We start from the raw sequence: 20,954 nt of genomic DNA on the forward strand, positions 1-20,954 counted from the left end.
GGATGCGGGCATCATGCGGCCCCCGCCATACCGGTGCCCTCCACAGCGCCGCAGTCTGCTGCCAGCCACCATGCCCTGTTTCGCCCTGCTCGACGACGCCGAAGCCCGCCCCGGCCACGCCCTCAGCCGCCTCTACACCCGCCTGGTGCGCGAGCACCGCTGCACCGACCCGCAGACGCTGGACGCCACCTGCCAGGCCGTGGCCGCCGACCAGGCGCGCGGCCTGCACGCGCTGCTGCTGATCGACTACGAGTGGGGCCTGCCGCTGCAGCGCCTGCCCGCGCGGCTGCTGGCCGAGGGTTCCGCCGCCCCGGCCTTGCGCGTGCTGATGTTCGGCCAGTGCCAGCATCTGGACGCCGAGGGCGTGGGCGCCTGGCTGGCCACGCAGGCCGCGGCCGAGGCGGCCGCCGAACCCACCGACACCGATGCCCAGGGCCGCGCCGCCTGCGGCGTGACCGGGCTGACGCCCAGCGTCAGCCGCGCGGCCTTCGACGCGGCCATCGCGCAGATCCATGCCGCCATCGCCCGCGGCGAGACCTATCAGGTCAACTACACCTTCCGGCTGCAGGGCCAGGCCTACGGCACGCCCACCGCGCTGTACCAGGCGCTGCGCGCGCGCCAGCCGGTGCCCTTCGGCGCGCTGCTGGCCCTGCCGGAGGCGGCGGCGGCGCCCTTTGACGCCGATGCAGAGGCCGGTGCAGATGCCGAGGGCGACGCCAGCGCGGGAGCCGCGGTGGCCACGCATGTGCTGTCGTGCTCGCCCGAGCTGTTCCTGCGCCACACGGGCGGTGAGCTGACGGCGCGGCCGATGAAGGGCACGGCCGCACGCCAGCCCGACGCGCAGGCCGATGCCCAGGCCGCCCGCGCGCTGGCCGCCGACGTGAAGAACCGCGCCGAGAACCTGATGATCGTGGACCTGCTGCGCAACGACCTGGGCCGCGTGGCGCAGACCGGCACGGTGCGCGTGCCGGCGCTGTTTGCGGTGGAGCCCTATGCCACCGTGTGGCAGATGACGTCCACCGTGCAGGCGCGGCTGCGCCCCGGCACCGGCCTGGCCGAGGTGCTGCGCGCCAGCTTTCCCTGCGGCTCGATCACCGGCGCGCCCAAGCGCCACACCATGGGCCTGATCGGCCAGTTGGAGGACACGGCGCGCGGCCTGTACTGCGGCGCCATCGGCTGGCTGGATGCACCGGCCGGCGGCCAGGCCTGCGGCGACTTCTGCCTCAGCGTGGCCATCCGCACCCTCACGCTGGGCCCACCCGCGCCGCAGGGCCTGCGTCCGCTGACCTTGGGCGTGGGCGCCGGCATCGTGCAGGACAGCGTGGCCGCCGCCGAGTGGGACGAGTGCCGGCTGAAGGCCCGCTTCCTGACCGACCTGGACCCCGGCTTCGAGCTGTTCGAAACCGTGCTGTGCACGGCCGAGGGCCAGCTGCCGCTGCTGCCGCGCCATCTGGCCCGCTTGCAGCGCAGCGCCACGGCCCTGGGCTTTGCACTGGATATCTCCGCGGCCGAGCAGCGCCTGCGCGCCACTGCCGCCGCGCTGCCGCGCGGTGTGCCGCACCGCCTGCGCCTGGCGCTGCGCCATGGCGGCGGCATGGCGATCACGCATGCGGTGCTGGCGCTGCTGCCCGCAGGCGCCGCGGGAACGCCCGACGCGCCGGTGCGCCTGCGGCTGGCCGATGCACCGCTGCCCGCGCAACGCCCCTTGTCGGCCCACAAGACCACGCTGCGCGCCGCCTACGACGCCGGCGTGCGCCTGGCCGAGCAGCAGGGGGCCTTCGACACGGTGTTCTGCACGCCCGACGGGCGGCTGGTGGAAGGCGGACGCAGCGCGGTGTTCGTGCGGCTGGGCGGGCGCTGGTTCACGCCACCGCTGAGCGACGGCGCCCTGCCCGGCGTGATGCGCAGCGTGCTGCTGGACGACCCCGCCTGGAACGCGACCGAGCGCAGCGTGGCGCTTCACCAGCTGCGCGAGGCCGAGGACATCGTGGTCTGCAACGCGCTGCGCGGCGTGCTGCACGCGCGGCTGGACATCGATGACGACCTCGCCTGGGCTGCCACGCGGCGATACTGTCCGGATGAACCCTGACTGGAACGCCCGTTGCCGCCCCCTGCGCACGGGCCCACGATGATCCGCATCGAACTGCAGATCGACCTCCACTACGAGATCGACGCGCACGGCGCCGATTTCATTTTCAACATCCACGCCGCCCACACCCAGGCCCAGGTGGTGTGTGCCGAGCAGCTGACGCTGAACCAGCCCATCGCCACCCGGCTGGACACCGACCCCACCACCCGCAACCGCTACCTGCGGCTGCGCGCCCAGCCCGGCACGCTGGCACTGCGCTACCTGGCCACCGTGCAGCTGAGCCACCAGTTCCTGGCACCGGCCCAGCTGCCCGAGGTGCCGGTGGGCCAGCTGCCGCCCGAGGTCATCGGCTACATCTACCCCAGCCGCTACTGCCAGTCGGACCGGCTGATCCGCCTGGCCATGCACCAGTTCGGCGGGCTGCCCACCGGTCATGGCCGCGTGATGGCCATCCAGGACTGGGTGCGGCGCCAGGTGCGCTTCACCTCGAACACCACCAACTCCAGCACCTCGGCGGTGGACACGGTGATCGAGCAGCAGGGCGTGTGCCGCGACTTCGCGCACCTGATGATCGCGCTGTGCCGCGCGGTGAACATCCCGGCCCGCTTCGCCACCGGCACCGACTACGGCGCCGACCCGGCGCTGGGGCCGCCCGACTTCCATGCCTATGTGGAGGTGTACCTGGGCGGCCGCTGGGTCATCTTCGACCCCTCGGGCACGGCCATCCCGATGGGCTTCGTGCGCCTGGGCACCGGGCGCGACGCCGCCGACGTGGCGGTGGCCACCATCTTCGGCAATGTGCGCTCGGCGGCCCCCGTGATCCGCACCACCATCCTGCAGGACCAGACCGGCTGCCAGCTGCCCTGGCACTGCCCCCAGGCACTGAGCACGGACGCCGGGCCGCCGCCGCTGGCGCCCTGACGCCCTGACGCCGTCGAGCAGTTGGGCGGCTGGGCCGCTGGGTGGATGCCCGGCCCCTATCATCGGCGCCATGGCCCCGCCCGCCGCCCTGCCCCGCTTCCAGCCGCTGCACGCGGCGCGGCGCTGGCTGGCCACCTGGTGGCAGATCGTGCACCTGGGCGCGCTGGTGGGCGCGCTGCTGCTCACGCCGTCCACCTACGCCCCGGCCCGCCGGCCGCTGCTGGCGCGGCACCTGGTGGGGGCGGCACTGCCGCTGCTGGGCTGGTTCGGCGTGGTGTCCACGCTGCTCAGCCTGGTGATCGCGCGCATCGTGCTGGTCACGGCCGCCAGCTACGGCCTGAGCCAGTACGCGCTGGGCATGGTGGTGCGGGTGCTGGTGCTGGAGCTCATTCCGCTGGCGGCGGCGCTGTTCGTGGCGGTGCGGGTCAGCGTGCCGGCGGCCGCGCAGCTGGCCGCGCTGCGCGAGGGCGGCGCGCTGGAGGCGCTGCGCCGGCGCGGCGGCAGCGTGCTGCACGACGAGGTGCTGCCGCGCGCCGCCGCGGCGCTGTTCTGCATGGTGTTGCTGGCGGCCTTCAGCAGCCTGGTGTCGCTGCTGCTGGCCTACCTGCTGGCGCATGGCTTCACGCCCTGGGGCCTGGCGCGCTTCACGCGGCAGGTGGGCCAGGTGTTCACGCCCGCGGTGTCGCTGATCTTCCTGCTCAAGACCCTGGGCTTCGGCGCCGCGGTGGCCGTCATCCCGCTGGGCTCGGGCCTGCACGACCGGGCGGGCCGCAGCAGCCCGCTGCCGCTGGAGCTGCAGGGCCTGGTGCGCCTGTTCGCCGCCATCCTGCTGATCGAGGTGCTCTCGCTGATGGGCAACTACGCCTGAGCCGCCCCGCCCCGCCATGACCGACCCCGACGCCACGCCCACCACCACCCCGCCCCCCGACACCACCGGCCTGGAGCGCCGCGCCACCGGCCTGCTGGTGCTGCTGGTGGCGCTGCTGGCCGCATCCGCCCTGTACCTGATGTACGCCCGCGGCGCCTTCGAGCCCACGCAGCGCCTGGTGCTGCTGGCCGATGACTCGGAAGGCGTGACCGTGGGCATGGACCTCACCTTCTCGGGCTTTCCGATCGGCCGCGTGCGCCGCATCGAGCTGGCCCCCGACGGCGCCGTGCGCATCCTGGTGGACGTGCCCAAGAACGACGCGCACTGGCTGCGCAGCAGCAGCGTGTTCACGCTGTCGCGTGGCCTGGTGGGCGGCACGGCGCTGCGCGCGTTCAGCGGCATCCTCACCGATCCGCCGCTGCCCGATGGCGCCGAGCGCCGCGTGCTGGCCGGCGACGCCAGTGCCGAGATCCCCAAGCTGGTGGCCGCCGTGCGCGACCTGGTGGCCAACGTCACGGCCCTCACCGCCAAGGACGCGGCCCTGGCCGGCACGCTGGCCAACGTGGCCACGCTCACCGGCCGGCTGAACGAGCCGCGCGGCGCGCTGGGCGTGCTGATGGGCAACCCGGCCGACGCCGACAAGCTGATCACCGCGCTGAACCGCACCAACGCGCTGCTGGCCAAGCTGGACGGCCTGACCGCCAAGGCCGACACGCTGGTGGGCCATGCCGACGCCCAGGTGTTCGGCCCGCAAGGCATCGCGCAGGAAACGCAGGCCACCGTGGCCCAGCTGCGCGCCCTGCTCACCGACGCCCGCGGCACGCTGCAGGGCGTGGACAAGCTGCTGGCCGAGGCCCAGGGCGTGGCCGCCAATGCCCGCACGGCCACCGCCGACCTGGGCCCGCTGCGCGCCGAGGTGGAAGCCAGCCTGCGCAAGGTGCAGAGCCTGGTCAACGAGCTGAACCGCCGCTGGCCGCTGGCGCGCGACACGGAGTTGAAGTTGCCATGAGCCGCGCCCTCCTCTGCACATGGGCGCTGGGCCTGCTGGCCCTTCTCACCGCCTGCGCCGGCACACCGCCGCCCGACTGGCAGATGAACGCGCATGCCAGCCTGCAGCGCGCCATCGACGCGCAGCTCGCTGGCAACGCGCGCGTGGCCGAGGCGGAGATGCGCGTGGTGCGCACCGAGATCGCCCGCACCGGCCGGCCCGATCTGCTGGCGCGGGCCGAACTGACCCGCTGTGCCGCCGAGGCGGCGGCGCTGAACTTCGGCCCCTGCGCGGCCTTCGAGCCATTGCGCGCCGATGCTGCCGCACCCGAGGTGGCCTACGCCGCCTACCTGGCTGGCGCCACCGATGCGGCCCAGCGCGCGCTGCTGCCCGCGGCGCAGCAGGCGCTGGCCGGCGCCAGCACCGTGGATGCCGCGCGCCTGAATGCGGTGCCCGATCCACTGGCCCGCCTGCTGGGCGCGGCGGTGGCGCTGCGTGAGCAACGGCTGGCACCCGAGGCCATCCACACGGCCATCGACACGGCGTCGGCCCAGGGCTGGCGCCGGCCGCTGCTGGCCTGGCTGCAGCTGGCGCAGCAGCGCGCCCAGCAGGGCGGTGACGCGGCCAGCGCCGCACGGCTGCAGCGGCGCATCGCGCTGGTGCTGGCCGACCCCGCCGCGCGCTGATCAGGCCAGCGCGCGCATGTCGCGGTTTACTTGCCGCCGCGCAGCTTGGCCAGCTGGGCTTGCGTCTCGTTCCACAGGTCCATGCCCACGTTGGCGGCGATGCTGGCGTTCACGCGGGTCAGCTTGTCGCGCATGCGGGCGGTCTCGGCCGGGCTCAGCTCGTTGATCTGCATGCCCTTGGCCTTCAGGTCGGCCACGGCCTTGGCGGCCTCTTCGCGGGTGTCCTTGCGCTCGAAGTCGCGGCTCTTCACGGCGGCGTCCAGCAGCACCTTCTGCTCGTCCTTGCTCAGGCCATCCCACCACTTCTTGCTGACCGTGATGATCCACGGGCTGTAGACGTGGTTGGTCACGCTCAGGTACTTCTGCACCTCGTAGAACTTGCTGCTCAGGATGGTGTTGAACGGGTTCTCCTGGCCGTCCACCGTCTTGGTCTCCAGCGCGCTGAACAGCTCGCTGAAGGGCAGCGGCACGGCGTTGGCGCCCAGGCTCTTGAAGCTGTTGAGGAACACCTCGTTCTGCATCACGCGCAGCTTCACGCCGTCCAGGTCTTCCAGCTTCGTCACCGGGCGCTTGCTGTTGGTGAGGTTGCGAAAGCCGTTCTCCCAGTACACCAGGCCCACCAGGCCCTTTTCCTGCAGCTTGGCCATCACCTTCTGGCCCACCGGGCCATCGAGCACGGCGTCGGCTTCCTTGGCGCTGTTGAACAGGAAGGGCGTGTCGAACAGCGCCATCTCCTTGGTGATGCCCACCAGCGTGGCGGTGGAGCCCACCATCATCTCCTGCGCGCCGCCGATCAGAGCCTGCTGCATCTGCGTGTCGGGGCCCAGCGCGGCGGCGCCGATGGCGCGCACCTTCATCTTGCCGCCCGAGGCCTTCTCGACTTCCGAGGCGAACAGCTTGACCGCGCGGCCCTGGTTGCTCTGCTCGTTCAGGCCGTACCCGAAACGGATCAGGCGCGGCTTGATGTCCTGCGCGAAGGCGGTGGTGGTGCTGGCCAGCGCAGCGACGGCAGCGGTGGCGACGAGGGCACGGCGGATCAGTTGCATGAGAGTCTCCGGAGGGATCAGAAGGAACAGCAGGCTCAGCGCATCCAGGCCACCGGGGCCGTGACGAGCTGCGGGAACAGGACGAACAGCGCCAGGATCAGCGTGTAGGTCAGCAGGAAGGGGTTCACGCCCTTGACCACCTGGTGCATCGACAGCCGGCCCACGCCGGCCACCACGTTGAGCACCGTGCCCACCGGCGGCGTGATCAGGCCGATGGCGCCGTTCAGCACGAACATCAGGCCGAAGTACACCGGGTCGATGCCGGCCTTCACGGCGATGGGCAGCATCACCGGGGCGAAGATCAGGATCGTGGGCGTCAGGTCGAGCGCGGTGCCGATCAGCACCAGCACCACCATCATCACGGCCATCAGCACGCGCGGGCTTTCCACCAGCGGGCCCAGCCAGCCGGTCAGCACGCCCGGCAGGTCGGCCAGCGTGATCATGTAGCTGGCCACCTGGGCGCCGGCGCACAGGAACATCACGATGGCGGTGGTCTTGGCCGCACGCACCAGCACGCCGCGCAACTCGGCCAGCTTCATCTCGCGGTGGATCAGCGTGGCCACCAGCAGCGCGTAGAAGGCGGCCACCACGGCGGCCTCGGTGGGCGTGAACACGCCGGTCTTCATGCCGCCGATGATGATCACCGGCATCAGCAGCGCCCAGAAGGCCTTGGCCGTGGCCAGCAGGCGATCGCGCAGCGGCAGCGGCGTGCCGGGCTTCAGGTCGATGCGGCGCAGCACCCACTTCCAGGCCACGATCAGGCCCACGCCCATGATCAGGCCGGGCACGATGCCGGCCGTGAACAGCGCCGAGATCGAGGTGTTGGTGGTGACACCGTAGATCACGAAGGGCATCGACGGCGGGATGATCGGCGCGATGATGCCGCCCGAGGCCAGCAGGCCGGCCGAGGTGGCCATCGGGTAGCCGTGCTGGCGCATCATCGGCAGCAGGATGGTGGCCAGCGCCGCGGTGTCGGCCAGGGCCGAGCCGCTCATGCTGGCCATCAGCACCGCGGCGCCGATGGCCACGTAGCCCAGGCCGCCGCGGATGTGGCCCACCCAGGCCTGGGCCATGGTGATGATGCGCTGGCTGATGCCGCCCGAGTTCATCAGCTCGCCAGCCAGGATGAAGAAGGGCACGGCCAGCAGCGGGAAGCTGTCGACGCCGGCCACCAGGTTCTGCGCCAGCAACTGGGTGTCCCAGAAGCCCAGCACCCAGGCCATGGCGGCGCCGGTGAGCACCAGCGCCAGCGCCATGTTCAGGCCGATGCCCATCAGCACCAGCATGCCCAGCGAGAAGGTGATGAATGCAAGTCCTTCGGGTGTCATGTCAGCCCCTCGTCCGACGGGTACGTCGGCCGATCCCCCGAGGGGATGCGGGCCGGCTTGGGAGCGGCCCGGCGCTCGGCCCGCCAACTTGATCTGGGCCTGCGGCCTTCTTGAACATCACTCCACCTCCACACCGTGGCCCAGGTCCAGCGGCTTGCGCGCCACCAGCTCCCACAGCGCCATCACGCCGATGGCCACCGAGCACAGCAGCGCCGGCAGCGGCAGCAGCGCGGTGGGATAGCCCATCACCACCGATCGGCTGTCCAGCCCCACCACCACCTGCTGCCAGGCGCCCCAGCCCAGGCAGGCGCAGGCCAGGATCACCAGCACGCGGATCAGCGCGGTGGCGGCCGCCATGGCGGCGGGCCGGTTCTTCAGCAACTGCAGCAGGCTGGTGAAGGCCATGTGCTCGCCCAGCGGGTAGGCCGCGGCCGCGCCGATGAACACCAGCCACACGAACAGCAGGCGCGACAGTTCCTCGCTGGCCGCGATGCCGCTGCCAAAGCCGTAGCGCAGCACCACGTTGACGAACACCGCCAGCGCCATGACGCCCAGCGCGATGGCCATGGCGTTTTCGGCAAGGCGCTGCCAGCCCGGCGCCGCGGGGGCGGCGCCAGTCGAATCGGTGGTCATGGGTCAGGTCTCCTGTGGATCGGCGGCGGGCAGGCCCGCTTGCAGCCAGGCCTGGACGGCCTGGCTCAGCTCAGCCAGCGGCCGGGTGGCATCGAGCGACAGCACGCGCGGCTCGCCCTCGGGCGGCTGCAGGGTGTCGAACTGGCTGTCCACCAGCGCCGGGTTGAAGTAGTGGCTGCCGCGTGCGGCCACGCGCGCACGCGCCTGCTCGCGGGTGAGCGTGAGGTGCACGAAGGCCAGGCCCGGCGCGGCGGCACGCAGGCGCTCGCGGTAGGCGGCCTTCAGCGCCGAGCAGGTCAGCACGGCGCGCTGGCCGGCATCGGCGCCGTGGCCTGCCGGCGCCGGCTCGCGCTGCTGCAGCGCGGCGCCCAGGGCATCCAGCCAGCCGGCGCGGTCGGCGTCGGTCAGCGGCGTGCCGGCGCGCATCTTGGCCACGTTGGCCGGCGGGTGGTAGTCGTCGCCTTCCACCAGCGCGCGGCCCAGCGCCTGCGCCAGCGCGGCGCCCAGGCTGCTCTTGCCGCAACCGGCCACGCCCATCACCACGATGGACGGCCAGTGACGTGATTCGGCGGCATTCATGTTTGGACAGCGCTATCCCAAAAATCCGAAAAAGTGCAGGCGCCTGGCCTGCGGCAACACCGCCGGCACCGCGCTTCCCTGGTGAGGGATACTGCGGTGGCACAGCGGTTTGGACAGCGCTATCCTAATCAAACCCACCGCCACCAACATCAGGGTTTCCACGAAGATGCGCCACGACGAGGACGCACCGCCCGCCCACACCCCCGCCCCCGCCGAGGCCGCGCCACCCAGCCCCCCGGTGCGCCGCACCGCCCGCCGCGCCACCGGCCGCGTGACGCTGGACGACGTGGCGCGCGAGGCCGGCGTCAGCGCCATCACCGCCTCGCGCGCGCTGCGCGGCACCCGCGGCGTGGATGCCGCACTGGCCGAGCGCGTGCATGCTGCCGCCGCCCGGCTGGGCTATGTGCCCGACCCCGCCGCCCGCGCGCTGGCCTCGGCCCACAGCCAGCATGTGGCGGTGCTGATCCCGATGCTGAGCAACACGCTGTTCGTGGAACTGCTCGAATCGGTGCAGCGCACCCTCACCCCGGCCGGCTACCAGACGCTGATCGGCGTCACCCACTACCGGCCCGACGAAGAAGAGGCGCTGCTGCGCAGCTACCTGGCGCACCGCCCGGCCGGCCTGCTGGTGACCGGCTTCGACCGCACGCCCGCGGCGCAGGCATTGATCGACGGCAGCGGCCTGCCCTGCGTGCACATGATGGAGACGCGCCAGGCGCCCGGCGTGCACAGCGTGGGCTTCTCGCAGCAGGCCGCCGGCCGCGCCATCACCGAGCACCTGCTGGCCCGCGGCCGGCGCCGCATCGCCTACGTGGCCGGCCAGATGGACCCGCGCGTGATGCAGCGCGCCGAGGGCTGGCGCGCCGCGCTGCGCGCCGCCGGCTGCCACGATCCCGCGCTGGAGCTGATGGACCCCACGCCCACCAGCATGGCGCTGGGCGGCCGCCTGTTCCGCGAACTGATGGCCCGCCACCCCGACGTGGACGGCATCTTCTTCTGCAACGACGACCTGGCCCAGGGCGCGTTGCTGGCCGCGCTGCGCATGGGCATCGCGGTGCCACAGCAGGTGGCGATGGCCGGCTTCAATGACCTGGCCGGCAGCGACCAGATGATCCCGCCGCTGACCAGCGTGCGCACCCCGCGCGCCGAGGTGGGCGCCCAGGCCGCCACGCTGCTGCTGGGCCTGATGCGCGGCCAGCAGCCGGCCCAGCCGACGGTGGACGTGGGCTTCGAGCTGGTGGTGCGGCAGAGCAGCTGAGCGCGGTGGCGGGGCGGGCCGTGTCGACCCAACACGCGGCCGTTCGTCGTGCCAGCATGTGCCACCTGGCGCGCATCGCCTCAACCACCGGAGTCCCCCATGGCCTTGCAGCTGTATTTCCACCCGCTGTCGTCCTACAGCCAGAAGGCGCTGATCGCGCTGTACGAGTACGGCACGGCCTTCGAACCGCGCGGGCTGAGCACGCCCGACAGTGCCGAGAACCAGGCGCTGACGCGGCTGTGGCCGCTGCAGAAGTTTCCGGTGCTGGTGGATGGCGAGCACACCGTCCTGGAGGCCAGCTGCATCGTCGAGTACCTGGGCCTCGCCCAGCCCGAGGCCCAGCGCCTGATCCCCGCTGACCCGGCTGCCGCGCTGCCGGTGCGCATGCTCGACCGCGTGTTCGACAACTACATCTCCACGCCGCAGCAGAAGATCGTGGCCGATGCGCTGCGGCCCGAGGGCGCGCGCGATGCCCATGGCGTGGCCGAGGCGCGGCAGATGCTGCGCAGCACCTACGCCTGGCTGGATGGCCAGCTGGCCGGCCGCACCTGGGCCGCCGGCGAGCGCTTCAGCCTGGCCGATTGCGGCGCAGGCACCTTCCTGTTCTATGCCCACTGGGCCGAGCCGATCCCGGCCGAGCTGGACGCGCTGCGCGGCTACCTGCGGCGCCTGCGGCAACGACCCTCGGTACGGCGCGCGGCCGACGAGGCGGCGCCGTTCCTGTCGTGGGTGCCGCTGCCGCAGCCCGCGCCAGCGGACTTCTGAAGCCGGCCAGGCCGCCGACGTTCAGGCAGACGCGCCGTCGGCACGCCGACGCCTCGCCCACCCCAGCACCAGCACGCCCAGACCCAGCATCGCGGCCGAGGTGGGCTCGGGCACTGCCGCGGTGAAGTTCAGCATCAGGTGGTTGCCCGACTGCGCCACCGAGAAATGGCCGCCGTCCAGCGGGTTCAAAAAGCCGCTGCTGTCCACGCTGAACAGGCCCGGCGCATAGCCGCTGATGCCGCCGCTGGCGCTGGCGATCAGCCAGCTGTAGTCGTGGTGCGCGTTGAAGTCGGCCAGCGTGATGGCCTGGTCGGCCTGGTTCAGCGTGGCCACGCGAATAGTGAAGTGGCCACCGTCGGCGGCAGCGGTGATGGCCAGCGTGCCGTCGATGTTCCACAGCCCGCTGTTCACGCCAGCCAAGCCGCCGGCCTGGTCCATGGCCACCAGGTAGCTGCCGCCGGCATTCCAGGTGGTCGCGCCGGTGCGCACGGTGCCGGGGCTGTTGCCGGCCTCGAACACGCCGCCCTCGAACACGTTCACCGCGCCGTACACGCCGGCGCCCTTGGCCAGGCTGCCGTAGTGCACGTTGGTGGTGGCGTCGATGTTGCCGTTGTTCACCAGCAGCGCGCCGTTCAGCTCCACGGTGTGGCCGGTGCCCAGGCTGATGCGACCGCCGGGTGCGGCCTTGCTGCCCACGGCCGTGCGGCTGCCGCCCAGCAGCACCAGGTCGCTGCTGGCCACGTTCAACACCCCGGCCGTGCCCACCTGCAGCACACCCGATGAGGTCCAGCCCGCCACGCTGGCCGTGCCGTCCACATTGAAGCGCCCGCCCGCGTTGCTGCCGCCGCTCCAGCTCAGGCTGCGGCCCGCGGCCACGTTCAGCGTGCCGGCGCTGACCACGCCGATCAGCCGCGTGTTGTTGGCCAGCGCCAGCGTGGCGCCGCTGCCCACGCTGGTGCCCACGTAGCGCGTGACGCGCGACACATCGTGCGTGCCATCGCCCAGCAGCGTGCCGCCGGTCAGCGTGGGGGTGTTGTAGACCACAGTGCCTCCGGCATCGGCCTGCACGGCTGACCAGCCCAGCGTGCCGTAGTCCAGTTGCAGCGTGCCGCTGCCGCTGGCCTGGTAGAGGCTGGCCGCGCCGCTGGCCATCTGCAGCAACCCGCCGGTGACGGTCACCCCGCCGGTGAAACTGTTGGTGCCGGACAGGACCTGGGTGGCGCCGCCGGTCTTCACAACGCTGCCCCCGCCCGCGATGCTGCCCCCGAAGCTGCTGCTACCGCTGGTGCCGTTGAGGGTCAGCGCCGCCAGGGCCAGCCCGGGGTCACCATCGTCGAGCACGATGGTGCCGGTCCGTCCGCTGAGCAGCCCCGTCACCAGGGTGCCGCCGTTGACCGTGATGTTGCTGCCCGCCGAGCCCAGGACGGTGGAACTGGTGCTCACCAGGCCGCCGTTGCTGACCAGCAGGCTGGCCGCCTGGCCGCCGCCAGTACCCAGGGTCATGCCGCCGCGCGTGTTGATGAGGCGGGAGCCCGTCCCGTCGACCGTGACGGCACCCACCGAGCCAGAGTAGTAGCCGATGGAGACGCCCTGGGCCTGCACCGTGCCCCCGCCGGTGACCGTCAGGCTGCCGTTGGCCGCTGTGCCGTCGCCGCCGCCCACCATCAGGCTGCCCGCGAGTTGCAGGCTGCCGGCGTCCGACACCTGGACACGCCCGCCTTGGACGTAGCCGATCATGAGTCCCCCTGCACTGTTGACCATCCCGGCGGCGCCGGAAATCGCCATCAGCGGGTTGGTGTTGCCGAACAGGTAGGTCTGCTCGGACGTCGTCAGGTCGAGGCGGGCGTTCTCGACCGACAGCGTGCCGCCCGTCATCTGGCCGAGGAAGCCCAACTTCAGTGAACCGCCGCGCAGGCGCAAGGTGCCCGCCGACATTTGCAGGTAGCTCAGCTCGCCGCCCTTGCCCGTGAGCGTGTGGGTGCTGCCCGCCACGTCGATGTACAGCGGGGTCTCGGCTGCCGCGATCACGCCCGAATAGGTGGTGTCGGTACTGACGGCGCCGGAGCCCAGCCTCAGGATCGCCTTGCCGCCGACGATGGTCAGGTTGCCCGAGCCGCCGAGGCCGGCCACACGCAGCCCGCCGCCCAGGGTCCAGGTCTGGTCCTGGGTCAGGTTCACGACGCCGTTCAGCGTCTGCAGCTGGGAGGTGTTGCGGTTGACGATCTGGCCGGCGCTGTAAACGTTGTCGGCCTTCAGGGTATAGGCGGCCGCGCTGTCGAAGATCAGGCCATTGACCGACAGCCCGGCGACGCCGCCGTTCCAGGTCTGGTTCGCCGCCACCGTCAGCGCCGAGGCGAACGATTGTCGGAAATTGCTGTTGTTGTTGATGCCACCCACAACGGTCAGCGTGCCCAGGCCACTGACGGTGTAGGCGGCGGCCGCGATGCTGGCGAAGTCGATCTCGCCGAACTGCAGCCCGGACAAGCCCGCCACCCAGGACTGGCTGCTGCCCACGGTCAGCGCCATCGCCAGCGTCTGGCGGTTGCTGCTGTAGTTGGTGATGTTGCCCAGGCTGGTGAAGGCGTTGCCGTTCAGCGTGAAGGCGCCGGCCCCCGACGCGAAGCTCAGGCCGTTGAAGCTGGCGTTGAGCAGGTCGTTGCTGTTGTCCTGCCGATGGCCCGTGCCGGCGAACACCAGTTCATCGCCGTCGCTCAGCGTGCTGCCGCCCCAGTTGAGGCGGTTGGACCACTTGCCGCTGGTGGGGGCACCGCCGGTCCAGGTCGCGGTCTTGGCCAGGGCCACGCCGGCCGGTGCGCTGCCCAGCAGGGCCGCCACCGCCAGCGCCAGCAGCGTGGGGCGGCCGGCGCGTGCGCGGGGACGCCGCGGCGCAAGGCAAGGGGCGGACAGGCGTGAGACGGTGTACGGCATGGCAGACCTTCGGATCGACAACAGGGCGCCGGCACGCGAACGCGGCGGCGGCAACACCGGTCAGTCTTTCAGCGCAGGGGGCATCGCACCATCCGACCTTGGTCCCGGGACCGGGTCTCGAGACCCCGGAATGGGTGCCCGGATGGCGCCAAACGGCCAGCGCCCGCCGCATCCCAAGCCACGCGTTCGGTCAAGCACGCGCAACTTGTTACCCTGTGGCGATGAAGATCCTGGTAGTGGACGACCATCCGATGTTCCGCGAGGGCCTGGCCAGCGTGCTGCGCCAGTGGCCCGCGATCACCGGCGTGCTGCAGGCCAGTGATGGCGAGGTGGCCCTGACGCTGGTGGAAGCCCAGCCCGACCTGGCCGCGGTGATCGCCGACCTGCGCATGGCCGGCACCGGCGGCCTGGCCGTGGTGACCCATCTGCGGCGCCAGCGCCCGGACCTGCCGGTGCTGGTGCTGTCCTCGTCCGAAGAGCCCGACGACGTGCGCCGCGCGCTGGCCGCCGGCGCGGCCGGTTATTGCCCCAAGTCAGCCGCGCCAGCCACGCTGCTGGCCGCCCTGCAGCTGGTGCTGGCCGGCCAGGTGTACGTGCCGCCGCTGATGGCGCTGGCGCCGGCTGCACCGGCGCCCACCGGGGATGGCAGCGGCCTCACGCCGCGCCAGCGCGAGGTGCTGCAGCAGCTGTGCCAGGGCCAGACCAACAAGCAGATCGCGCGCAATCTGGCGATGCAGGAAAAGACCGTGAAGGGCCATGTCTCGGCCATCTTCAAGGCGCTGAACGTGGTGCACCGGCTGCAGGCCGTCGAGGCCGCGCGCAATGCGGGTTTGGTGAGCTGAGCGGCCGTTTCAGTCGTCGGCCGGGGTGGCGGCCAGCGCGCGGCCGATGGCCAGGCGCAGCGCCGCCTCGCTCACCGGCTTGTGCAGCAGGCCCAGGCCGCTGGCCGCGGCGTGCTGCAGGCGCTCGGGGCCGGTGTCGCCGGTCACCAGGATGGCCGGCACCTCGTCATTGAAGCCGCTGCGCAGCTGCTCGATCACGGCCAGGCCGTCGTCGGGCCCTTCGAGCCGCAGATCGCACAGGATCAGCCGCGGCACGGTGGTCAGCGCCATCAGCTGCGGCTGCAGCGCGGGCAGATCGGGCGCAGTGAGCACCTGGCAACCCCAGCCCCGCAGCAGCGCGGCCATGGCCACGCGGATGTCGGCCGCGTCGTCGATCACCAGCACCAGATCGCCCGGGGCCAGTGCCGGAAGTCCACCCACTTGATCCGCACGGTCGGCGGTTGCGGCGGTGCCCTGCCCCGCCAGGCCCTGGGCCAGCGGCAGCATCAGCGTGAACACCGTGCCGCGGCCCGGCCGCGAGCGCAGCCGCAGCGGCACCGCCAGCAGCGCACACAGGCGCTGCACGATGGCCAGGCCCAGGCCCAGTCCCTGGTCGCGGTCGCGCTCGGGGTTGTGCAGTTGCACGAACTCCTGGAACACCTCGGCGCGGTGCGCCAGCGGGATGCCGATGCCGCTGTCGGCCACGCGCAGGCGCAAGGCGCCGCCGCGCACATCGGCCCGCAGCCGCACGCCGCCACTGGCGGTGTAGCGCACGGCATTGCTCACCAGGTTGCGCAGCACGCGCTCCAGCAGCTGTGCATCGCTGTGCACGGCCAGGTCGGCCGGCCCGTGCACCGCGCAGCGCAGCGTCAGGCCCTTGGCGGCGGCGATGGCACCCTCGTCGGCGGCGATGCGCGCCAGCAGCGGCGCCAGCGGCACGGGGCCGAGGGCCGGGCGCACCATCTCGGCGTCGAGCCGAGAGACATCGAGCAGCGCGTTGAACATCGCGCCCATGCCGTCCACCGTGTTGCGCACATGGCCCAGCAGGCGCTCGGCCTCGTCCATCGGCGGGCGCTGCTGCAGCGCGCTGACGAACAGCGACAGCGCATGCACCGGCTGGCGCAGGTCATGGCTGGCGGCGGCCAGAAAACGGCTGCGCGACTGGCCCAGCGCCACCGCCACATCCTTCTGCGCCTGCAGGTCGGCCGCCAGCAGACTGGCGGTGTGGCGGTTGCGGAACGATTCGATCATCGCCGCATGCATCTGCCGCGCGCGCGCCACTGCCCCGGCCAGCCACAGCGGCGTGAGGATCAGCACCACCCAGCGCGCCGGCCCGGCGCTGCCCAGCGCGGCCAGCATCAGCCCGGCCACCATCGGAACGTACAGCGCATACAGCGCCGGCAGGTGCACCGCCAGCGAGAACTTCGCGCTGGTGGCCATGCCGCCCAGCAGCACGACCAGCAGCGCGCGGTGGATGTCGTCGGCCCCCGGATAGACCAGCAGCACGCCCACCGCCCAAAGCAGGCCGCTCACCGCCGACAACCACGTCACCTGGCGCAGATGCCGGTCGACCTGATCGCTGCGGCCGCGTTGGCGCCAGGTCATCCAGCCATGCCAGGCCGTCGTCAGCCAGATGGCTGCCAGCCAGGCCAGCAGCGCCGGCAGCGGTGCCGAGTCGCGCAAGGCCACCGCAACCATCACCGCCAGCCCGGCATTGGCCAGCAGGTACAGCGGATCGCCGCGCCGCAGGTGTTGAACCTGGTCTTCGCGCACCATGGGATCAATCCGCAGGGCCAGGTCGGCGGCGGTGTCGGGGTGCGCAACAGGCATCGGGCCCATTGTGCGGTGGTGGGCCACGGCCGCCCGCCCGCCACCGCCCATTCGAAGGGCGCCCGCAGTGAGCCCCGAGGTGGCGGCGGGCGCTCCCGCTGCCCACGGTGGCCAAGGCGTTCAGGCGCCGGCGCGGCCCGCGCGTTGCCGGCGCGTCCACCCCGCCAGCCCGGCCAGGCCGGCCAGCATCAGGGCCCAGTGGGCGGGCTCGGGCACGGCGGTGGTGAAGGCACGGTCCAGCTGCGCCACCTGGCTGGCCCCCAGCATCACCGCATCCACGCCGGCCAGCGTGGAATCCAGGCGGATGCTGCTGAAGCTGGCCATCACGCTGGGGCTGACCAGCGGCTGCAGCAGGTTCGCCAGCAGATCGGTCTGCAGGCGCTGCAGATCGGCCGCGCTGGCGCCGCTGAGGGTGAACTCCAGCGTGCCGCCCAGCGCCAGGGTGCTGGCGGTCAGGCGGCCGTAGTGGTACTGGCCGCCGCTGTAGCTGAGGCCGAAGTCCAGCGTGCCGCCGGTCTGCGCATAGGCACCGGTGACCAGCAGGCCATCCGCCCCCACTTCCACGCGCCCGCCGCTGACCTGCACATCGCCTTCCAGCGTGCCGCTGCCCGCCAGCGTGCCGCCGCTGATGGTGATGGTGGTGGGCGGATCGATCAGGCCGCCGGCCAGCGTGGTGCTGCCGGCCGTCTGCACAAAGCTGCCGGCATTCACGCGGCCACCGGCCAGCACCGTGAGCGTGCCGGTGTTGACCAGGCTGCCGGCCACCGCCAGCAGGCCGTTGTCGACGCGCAGGTCACCGGCGTTGTCCAGGTTGCCCCGCACCTGCAGCGTGCTGGCCTGGGCGTTGCCCGCCTCGCCGATGCGCAGTGAGCCGACCCAGGCGCGGTCATGGCTGATGCTGACGCTGCCCACCGCGGTGCTGGCCCCGGCGGCCAGGGCCAGCTGCCCGCCCTGCAGGCGCAGCGCATGGCTGTCATTGCCCAGGCCCGAACCCGCAGCCACGCGCAGCGTGCCGCCCTCGATCACCGTGGTGTCGCCGCCGTAGTTGTTGAGCTTGCTGTTGAGGATCAGCACCGCGTTGCCGCCGCCCGTCGTCAGGCTTCCGCTGCCCGTCACCGCGCCATCCAGCTGCAGCGTGCTGACGAACGGGACGATCCGGCCGCCCGCCGCACCCAGTGTCACGGTGCGGCTGGTGGCAAAGCTGCCGGTCATCAAGGCGCCGCCATCCAGCGTCAGGCCGCCGGACACCTGGCCCAGCGCGCTGTCCTGGCTGACAACCACGGCGCCCTGCTTGACGACCAGGCCGCCCAACTGGCCCACGCCGCTGTTGTCGCCCTGCAGCATCAGGAAGCCGTCCCCGCTCTTGACCAGGGTGCCGCGGCCCAGGATCGAGGCCGACAGCGACAGCGTCGCGCCGGCATCGATGTCCACATAGTTCGGCAGCACGTTCATCAGGCTGAGGGTGCGTGCCGATACCACGTTGCCGGTGATGTGGAGCCGGCCCCCTTGGAGCTCGAGTACGCCGTTGCCGGTGCCCAGGTTGGCGTCGCTGCTGATGCTCAAGGTGCCGGCGGCGACGCGCATGCCGGCAAAGCTGTTGGCGCCGCTGAGCACCAGCGTGCCGCCGCCTTGCTGGGTCAAGATGCCGCTGCCGCTGATCACGCCACTCAGCGTCAATGTGCTGCCGGTGTCGGGATTGACGGTGCCGCCGTAGTTGCCCAGCGCGATCTGGCGCGCGCTGCTGAAGCTGGCCGTGGTCTGCAGCGTGGCGCCGTTCAGGCTCAGGCCGCCACTGGCCGCGCCCAGCGCGGCATCGGCGCCGATGATCAGCAGGCCGCCCTGCAGTTGGGTGCCGCCGCTGTAGGTGTTGGCTGCCGCCAGCGTGAGCACGCCGCTGCCGGCCTTGGTGAGGCTGCCGGCACCGGTGATCGTGCCCGCGAAGCTGGTGACGGCCGAGCCGTCCACGCGCAGGTTCTTGCCGCCCAGCGCCAGCGTGCCCCGGCCCTGCAGCGCGGCCACCGTGGTGCTGGCGGCGCTGATGGCGCTGATGTCGGCCGAGGCGCCCGCATTCACCTGCAACACGCCCGACCCGAAACTGCCCGCGCCGCTGAGCGCCAACTGCCCGGCCGACACCACCGTGATGCCGGTGTAGCTGTTGGCACCGGTGAACGTGACCTGGCCGCCCCCGCTGATGGTGACGCGGCCGTCGCCGGTGATGTGGCCGCCGTAGCTGCCCTGGCTGGCCTGGTCGAAAACGACCAGCGGCGTGGGCGACGACCCGGTGCCGAAGCTCAGGTTGCCGGCCATCGAGCTGGTGGTGCCGGTCAGCGTGCCGGCCTGCACCAGCCAGTTCGTCGCACCGCTGCCGGTCAGCGTCCAGTTGGCGCTGCCGCTCTTGGTGAACTGGCTGAAGCCCTGGTACTGGCTGCCGATCAGGCTGGCATTGAAGCTGCCGGCGGCGCTGCCACCCAAATCCAGCGTGTCGCCCCCGGCGCTGACCACCAGGCCCTGGATGTCGCTGCCCGAGCGCAGCGACAGGCTGTTGCCGCCACCCGCCAGGTCGATGGCATGGGCCTGCACGCTGCCGCCACTGCCGCCCATGCCGCCCGCCACGGTGCCGGCGTTCACGATCGTGGTCTTGCCGGTCACGCTGATGGCCACGCCGCCCTCGGCATAGGTCGGGAACAGGTTGCTGCCACCGTTCGCCCCCCCATCGCCGCCCACGATCTGGCCACCCGCGTTGTTGGTCAGTAGGAAGTCTGCGCCGGTCACGGCACCGGCGCCCTGGCCTCCCGCACCGGACGAGGTCAGGCCCCGACCGCCGGCACCGCCATCGCCGCCCTTCAGCAGCCCGGTGTTGGTCAGCGTGGACTGGCTGGCATTGGGCGTGTAGACCAGGCCGCCCAAGACGATTTCTGTCTTGCCGCTGGACACCGTCACCGCCACCGTTCCCGCGCCACCCGCGTCGCCACGAAGCGGGGTCGGGAAGCTGTTGCTGCCGTTGCTGCCGTTGTCGCCATACAGGCTGACCGCCGCGTTCACCACCAGCCCGCCCTCGGTGAGCAAGGTGCGCCCGGCAAAACTGTCCACACTGTTCGGAGAGTGCTGCGCAGTCAGCGACAGCACCGACGCGCCGGACTTGGCGAGCGTGGCAAAGCCGATGAAGCCGGTGCGCAGGCGGTTCAACGAGAAGTTGGTGTCGTCGGCCATGCCCAGTTCCAGCGTGTCACCGCCGTTGAGCCGGCCACTGGTGCTGACCACCTGGCCCACGATGCTGGCCGCGTAATTGGTGTTCACCAGCACCAGGCGGTTGGCGCCACCCGAGAAGTCGATGGCGTGGCCATCGGCGCTGACGATGCCGTTGCCGTTGTCGCTGCCCAGGTGGCCGGCGATCACGCCGCTGTTGATGATGGTGGTGTATCCGGTGGCCACCACGCCCACGCCGCCCGCGCCCGCCAACCCATCGGCGCCAGCCAGGCCAGGGCTGTCGCCGTAGTTCGGCCACGCGCCCTGCCTGCCACCGCTGCCACCCGCACCCGACGCACCCCCCAACCCGCCCTGGATGCGGCCGCTGTTGTACAGCGTGAAGTGCGAGCCGCTGAGCCCGGTGCCACCGGTGCCGCCATTGCCGCCCGTGCCGCCACGGCCACCCCCGCCCGCTGCGCCGTTGCTGCAGTTCGGGTACTTCGACGGGCAGGGCGACTTGGCCACCCCGCCATCGCCGCCATCGCCGCCGCTGCCACCGTCCCCCCCGCTGCCACCCTTGCCGCCCACCAGCAAACCGCTGTTGATCAGCGCGAAATTGCTGCCGCTGGCGGCGGTGGTGCCGGTGCTGCCGTTGCCGGCGGCGCTTCCGTCCGAGCCTTTGCCGCCAGCGTTGCCGTTGCCGGTGGTGTTGTCGTAGCCGTTGCCGTCCGCGCCGGCTTTGCCGGCGTCGCACGCTGTGCCCGTCGCAGCGGTCGCCGGCCGGATGGTGATCGTGTTGCTGACCGTGTTGCCCGAGCCCAGCACCAGCGGCGTGGCCGACGTCTGCGCACCCACTGGGGCCATGCCTCCGCAGGCCAGCAGCAGCGCCACGGCGCGCGCCGTGGCGTGGTGGCGCCAGGGCATGGGGCGGTTCAGGCTGGGCTGGCGGCGCAGCGCGCGGGGTCGGTCGTTCATGGGGCTCCCTCGATGTCGGCCGGCGGCCAGAGTGGGGTGGATTCTGGGAAGCC

Annotated in this window: 15 protein-coding genes; 8 read left to right on the plus strand and 7 right to left on the minus strand. The window is 72.1% G+C overall.

From position 1 onward, the window contains the following. The first annotated feature begins 70 nt into the window (after window positions 1–70). The 5 genes from AACH10_RS11765 (at window position 71) to AACH10_RS11785 (ending at window position 5,552) form a co-directional block, all read left to right on the plus strand. Window positions 71–2,089 carry a chorismate-binding protein gene (locus AACH10_RS11765; protein ID WP_341410610.1) on the plus strand — a complete coding sequence of 673 codons (2,019 nt, stop codon included), beginning with the start codon at window positions 71–73 and terminating at the stop codon, window positions 2,087–2,089. Window positions 2,090–2,128: 39 nt separating this feature from the next. After that, window positions 2,129–3,010 carry a transglutaminase-like domain-containing protein gene (locus AACH10_RS11770; RefSeq protein ID WP_341410611.1) on the plus strand — a complete coding sequence of 294 codons (882 nt, stop codon included), beginning with the start codon at window positions 2,129–2,131 and terminating at the stop codon, window positions 3,008–3,010. Window positions 3,011–3,080: 70 nt separating this feature from the next. Beyond that, window positions 3,081–3,878 (plus strand): MlaE family ABC transporter permease, encoded by a 798-nt coding sequence (locus AACH10_RS11775; protein ID WP_341410612.1) that lies wholly within the window; start codon window positions 3,081–3,083, stop codon window positions 3,876–3,878. Window positions 3,879–3,894: 16 nt separating this feature from the next. Beyond that, the gene (locus AACH10_RS11780) at window positions 3,895–4,887 is read left to right on the plus strand and encodes an MlaD family protein (protein WP_341410613.1); all 993 of its coding nucleotides are present in this window, start codon (window positions 3,895–3,897) and stop codon (window positions 4,885–4,887) included. Beyond that, window positions 4,884–5,552: a hypothetical protein gene (locus tag AACH10_RS11785; RefSeq protein ID WP_341410614.1), complete on the plus strand. Its 669-nt coding sequence runs from the start codon at window positions 4,884–4,886 to the stop codon at window positions 5,550–5,552. Before AACH10_RS11780 ends, AACH10_RS11785 begins: the two co-directional genes overlap by 4 nt. 26 nt (window positions 5,553–5,578) lie before the next feature. Here the strand turns inward: AACH10_RS11785 and AACH10_RS11790 are convergent, their stop codons facing one another. From AACH10_RS11790 to AACH10_RS11805, 4 genes are all read right to left on the minus strand, one after another. Beyond that, window positions 5,579–6,598 carry a TRAP transporter substrate-binding protein gene (locus tag AACH10_RS11790; protein WP_341410615.1) on the minus strand — a complete coding sequence of 340 codons (1,020 nt, stop codon included), beginning with the start codon at window positions 6,596–6,598 and terminating at the stop codon, window positions 5,579–5,581. A gap of 35 nt (window positions 6,599–6,633) precedes the next feature. Beyond that, a complete protein-coding gene (locus AACH10_RS11795; RefSeq protein ID WP_341410616.1) occupies window positions 6,634–7,926 on the minus strand; it encodes a TRAP transporter large permease in 1,293 nt (430 codons plus the stop codon). A gap of 117 nt (window positions 7,927–8,043) precedes the next feature. After that, window positions 8,044–8,559: a TRAP transporter small permease subunit gene (locus AACH10_RS11800; RefSeq protein ID WP_341410617.1), complete on the minus strand. Its 516-nt coding sequence runs from the start codon at window positions 8,557–8,559 to the stop codon at window positions 8,044–8,046. 3 nt (window positions 8,560–8,562) lie between these two features. Beyond that, window positions 8,563–9,138, minus strand: a complete 576-nt coding sequence (locus AACH10_RS11805) for a gluconokinase (protein ID WP_341410618.1) — start codon at window positions 9,136–9,138, stop codon at window positions 8,563–8,565. A gap of 166 nt (window positions 9,139–9,304) precedes the next feature. Here AACH10_RS11805 and gntR point away from each other — a divergent pair, with 166 nt between their 5' ends. Next, window positions 9,305–10,396: an HTH-type transcriptional regulator GntR gene (gene gntR, locus AACH10_RS11810; RefSeq protein ID WP_341410619.1), complete on the plus strand. Its 1,092-nt coding sequence runs from the start codon at window positions 9,305–9,307 to the stop codon at window positions 10,394–10,396. Between the two features lie 99 nt (window positions 10,397–10,495). Next, window positions 10,496–11,161 carry a glutathione S-transferase family protein gene (locus AACH10_RS11815; protein ID WP_341410620.1) on the plus strand — a complete coding sequence of 222 codons (666 nt, stop codon included), beginning with the start codon at window positions 10,496–10,498 and terminating at the stop codon, window positions 11,159–11,161. A gap of 21 nt (window positions 11,162–11,182) precedes the next feature. Here the strand turns inward: AACH10_RS11815 and AACH10_RS11820 are convergent, their stop codons facing one another. Then, window positions 11,183–14,089 carry a beta strand repeat-containing protein gene (locus AACH10_RS11820; protein ID WP_341410621.1) on the minus strand — a complete coding sequence of 969 codons (2,907 nt, stop codon included), beginning with the start codon at window positions 14,087–14,089 and terminating at the stop codon, window positions 11,183–11,185. A 221-nt stretch (window positions 14,090–14,310) separates the two neighbouring features. On the opposite strand from AACH10_RS11820, the gene AACH10_RS11825 reads away from it, so the two are divergent. Further along, window positions 14,311–14,931, plus strand: a complete 621-nt coding sequence (locus tag AACH10_RS11825) for a response regulator transcription factor (protein ID WP_341410622.1) — start codon at window positions 14,311–14,313, stop codon at window positions 14,929–14,931. A 9-nt stretch (window positions 14,932–14,940) separates the two neighbouring features. Here AACH10_RS11825 and AACH10_RS11830 read toward each other — a convergent pair whose 3' ends face one another. Both AACH10_RS11830 and AACH10_RS11835 read right to left on the minus strand, forming a co-directional pair. Next, the gene (locus tag AACH10_RS11830; RefSeq protein ID WP_341410623.1) at window positions 14,941–16,740 is read right to left on the minus strand and encodes an ATP-binding response regulator; all 1,800 of its coding nucleotides are present in this window, start codon (window positions 16,738–16,740) and stop codon (window positions 14,941–14,943) included. A 120-nt stretch (window positions 16,741–16,860) separates the two neighbouring features. Next, on the minus strand, window positions 16,861–20,901 hold the full coding sequence (locus tag AACH10_RS11835; protein ID WP_341410624.1) for an autotransporter-associated beta strand repeat-containing protein: 4,041 nt from the start codon (window positions 20,899–20,901) through the stop codon (window positions 16,861–16,863). Between the last annotated feature and the right edge of the window lie 53 nt (window positions 20,902–20,954).

Origin of the sequence: Pseudaquabacterium inlustre (assembly GCF_038066595.1) — a bacterium.
Lineage (GTDB): Bacteria > Pseudomonadota > Gammaproteobacteria > Burkholderiales > Burkholderiaceae_C > Pseudaquabacterium > Pseudaquabacterium inlustre.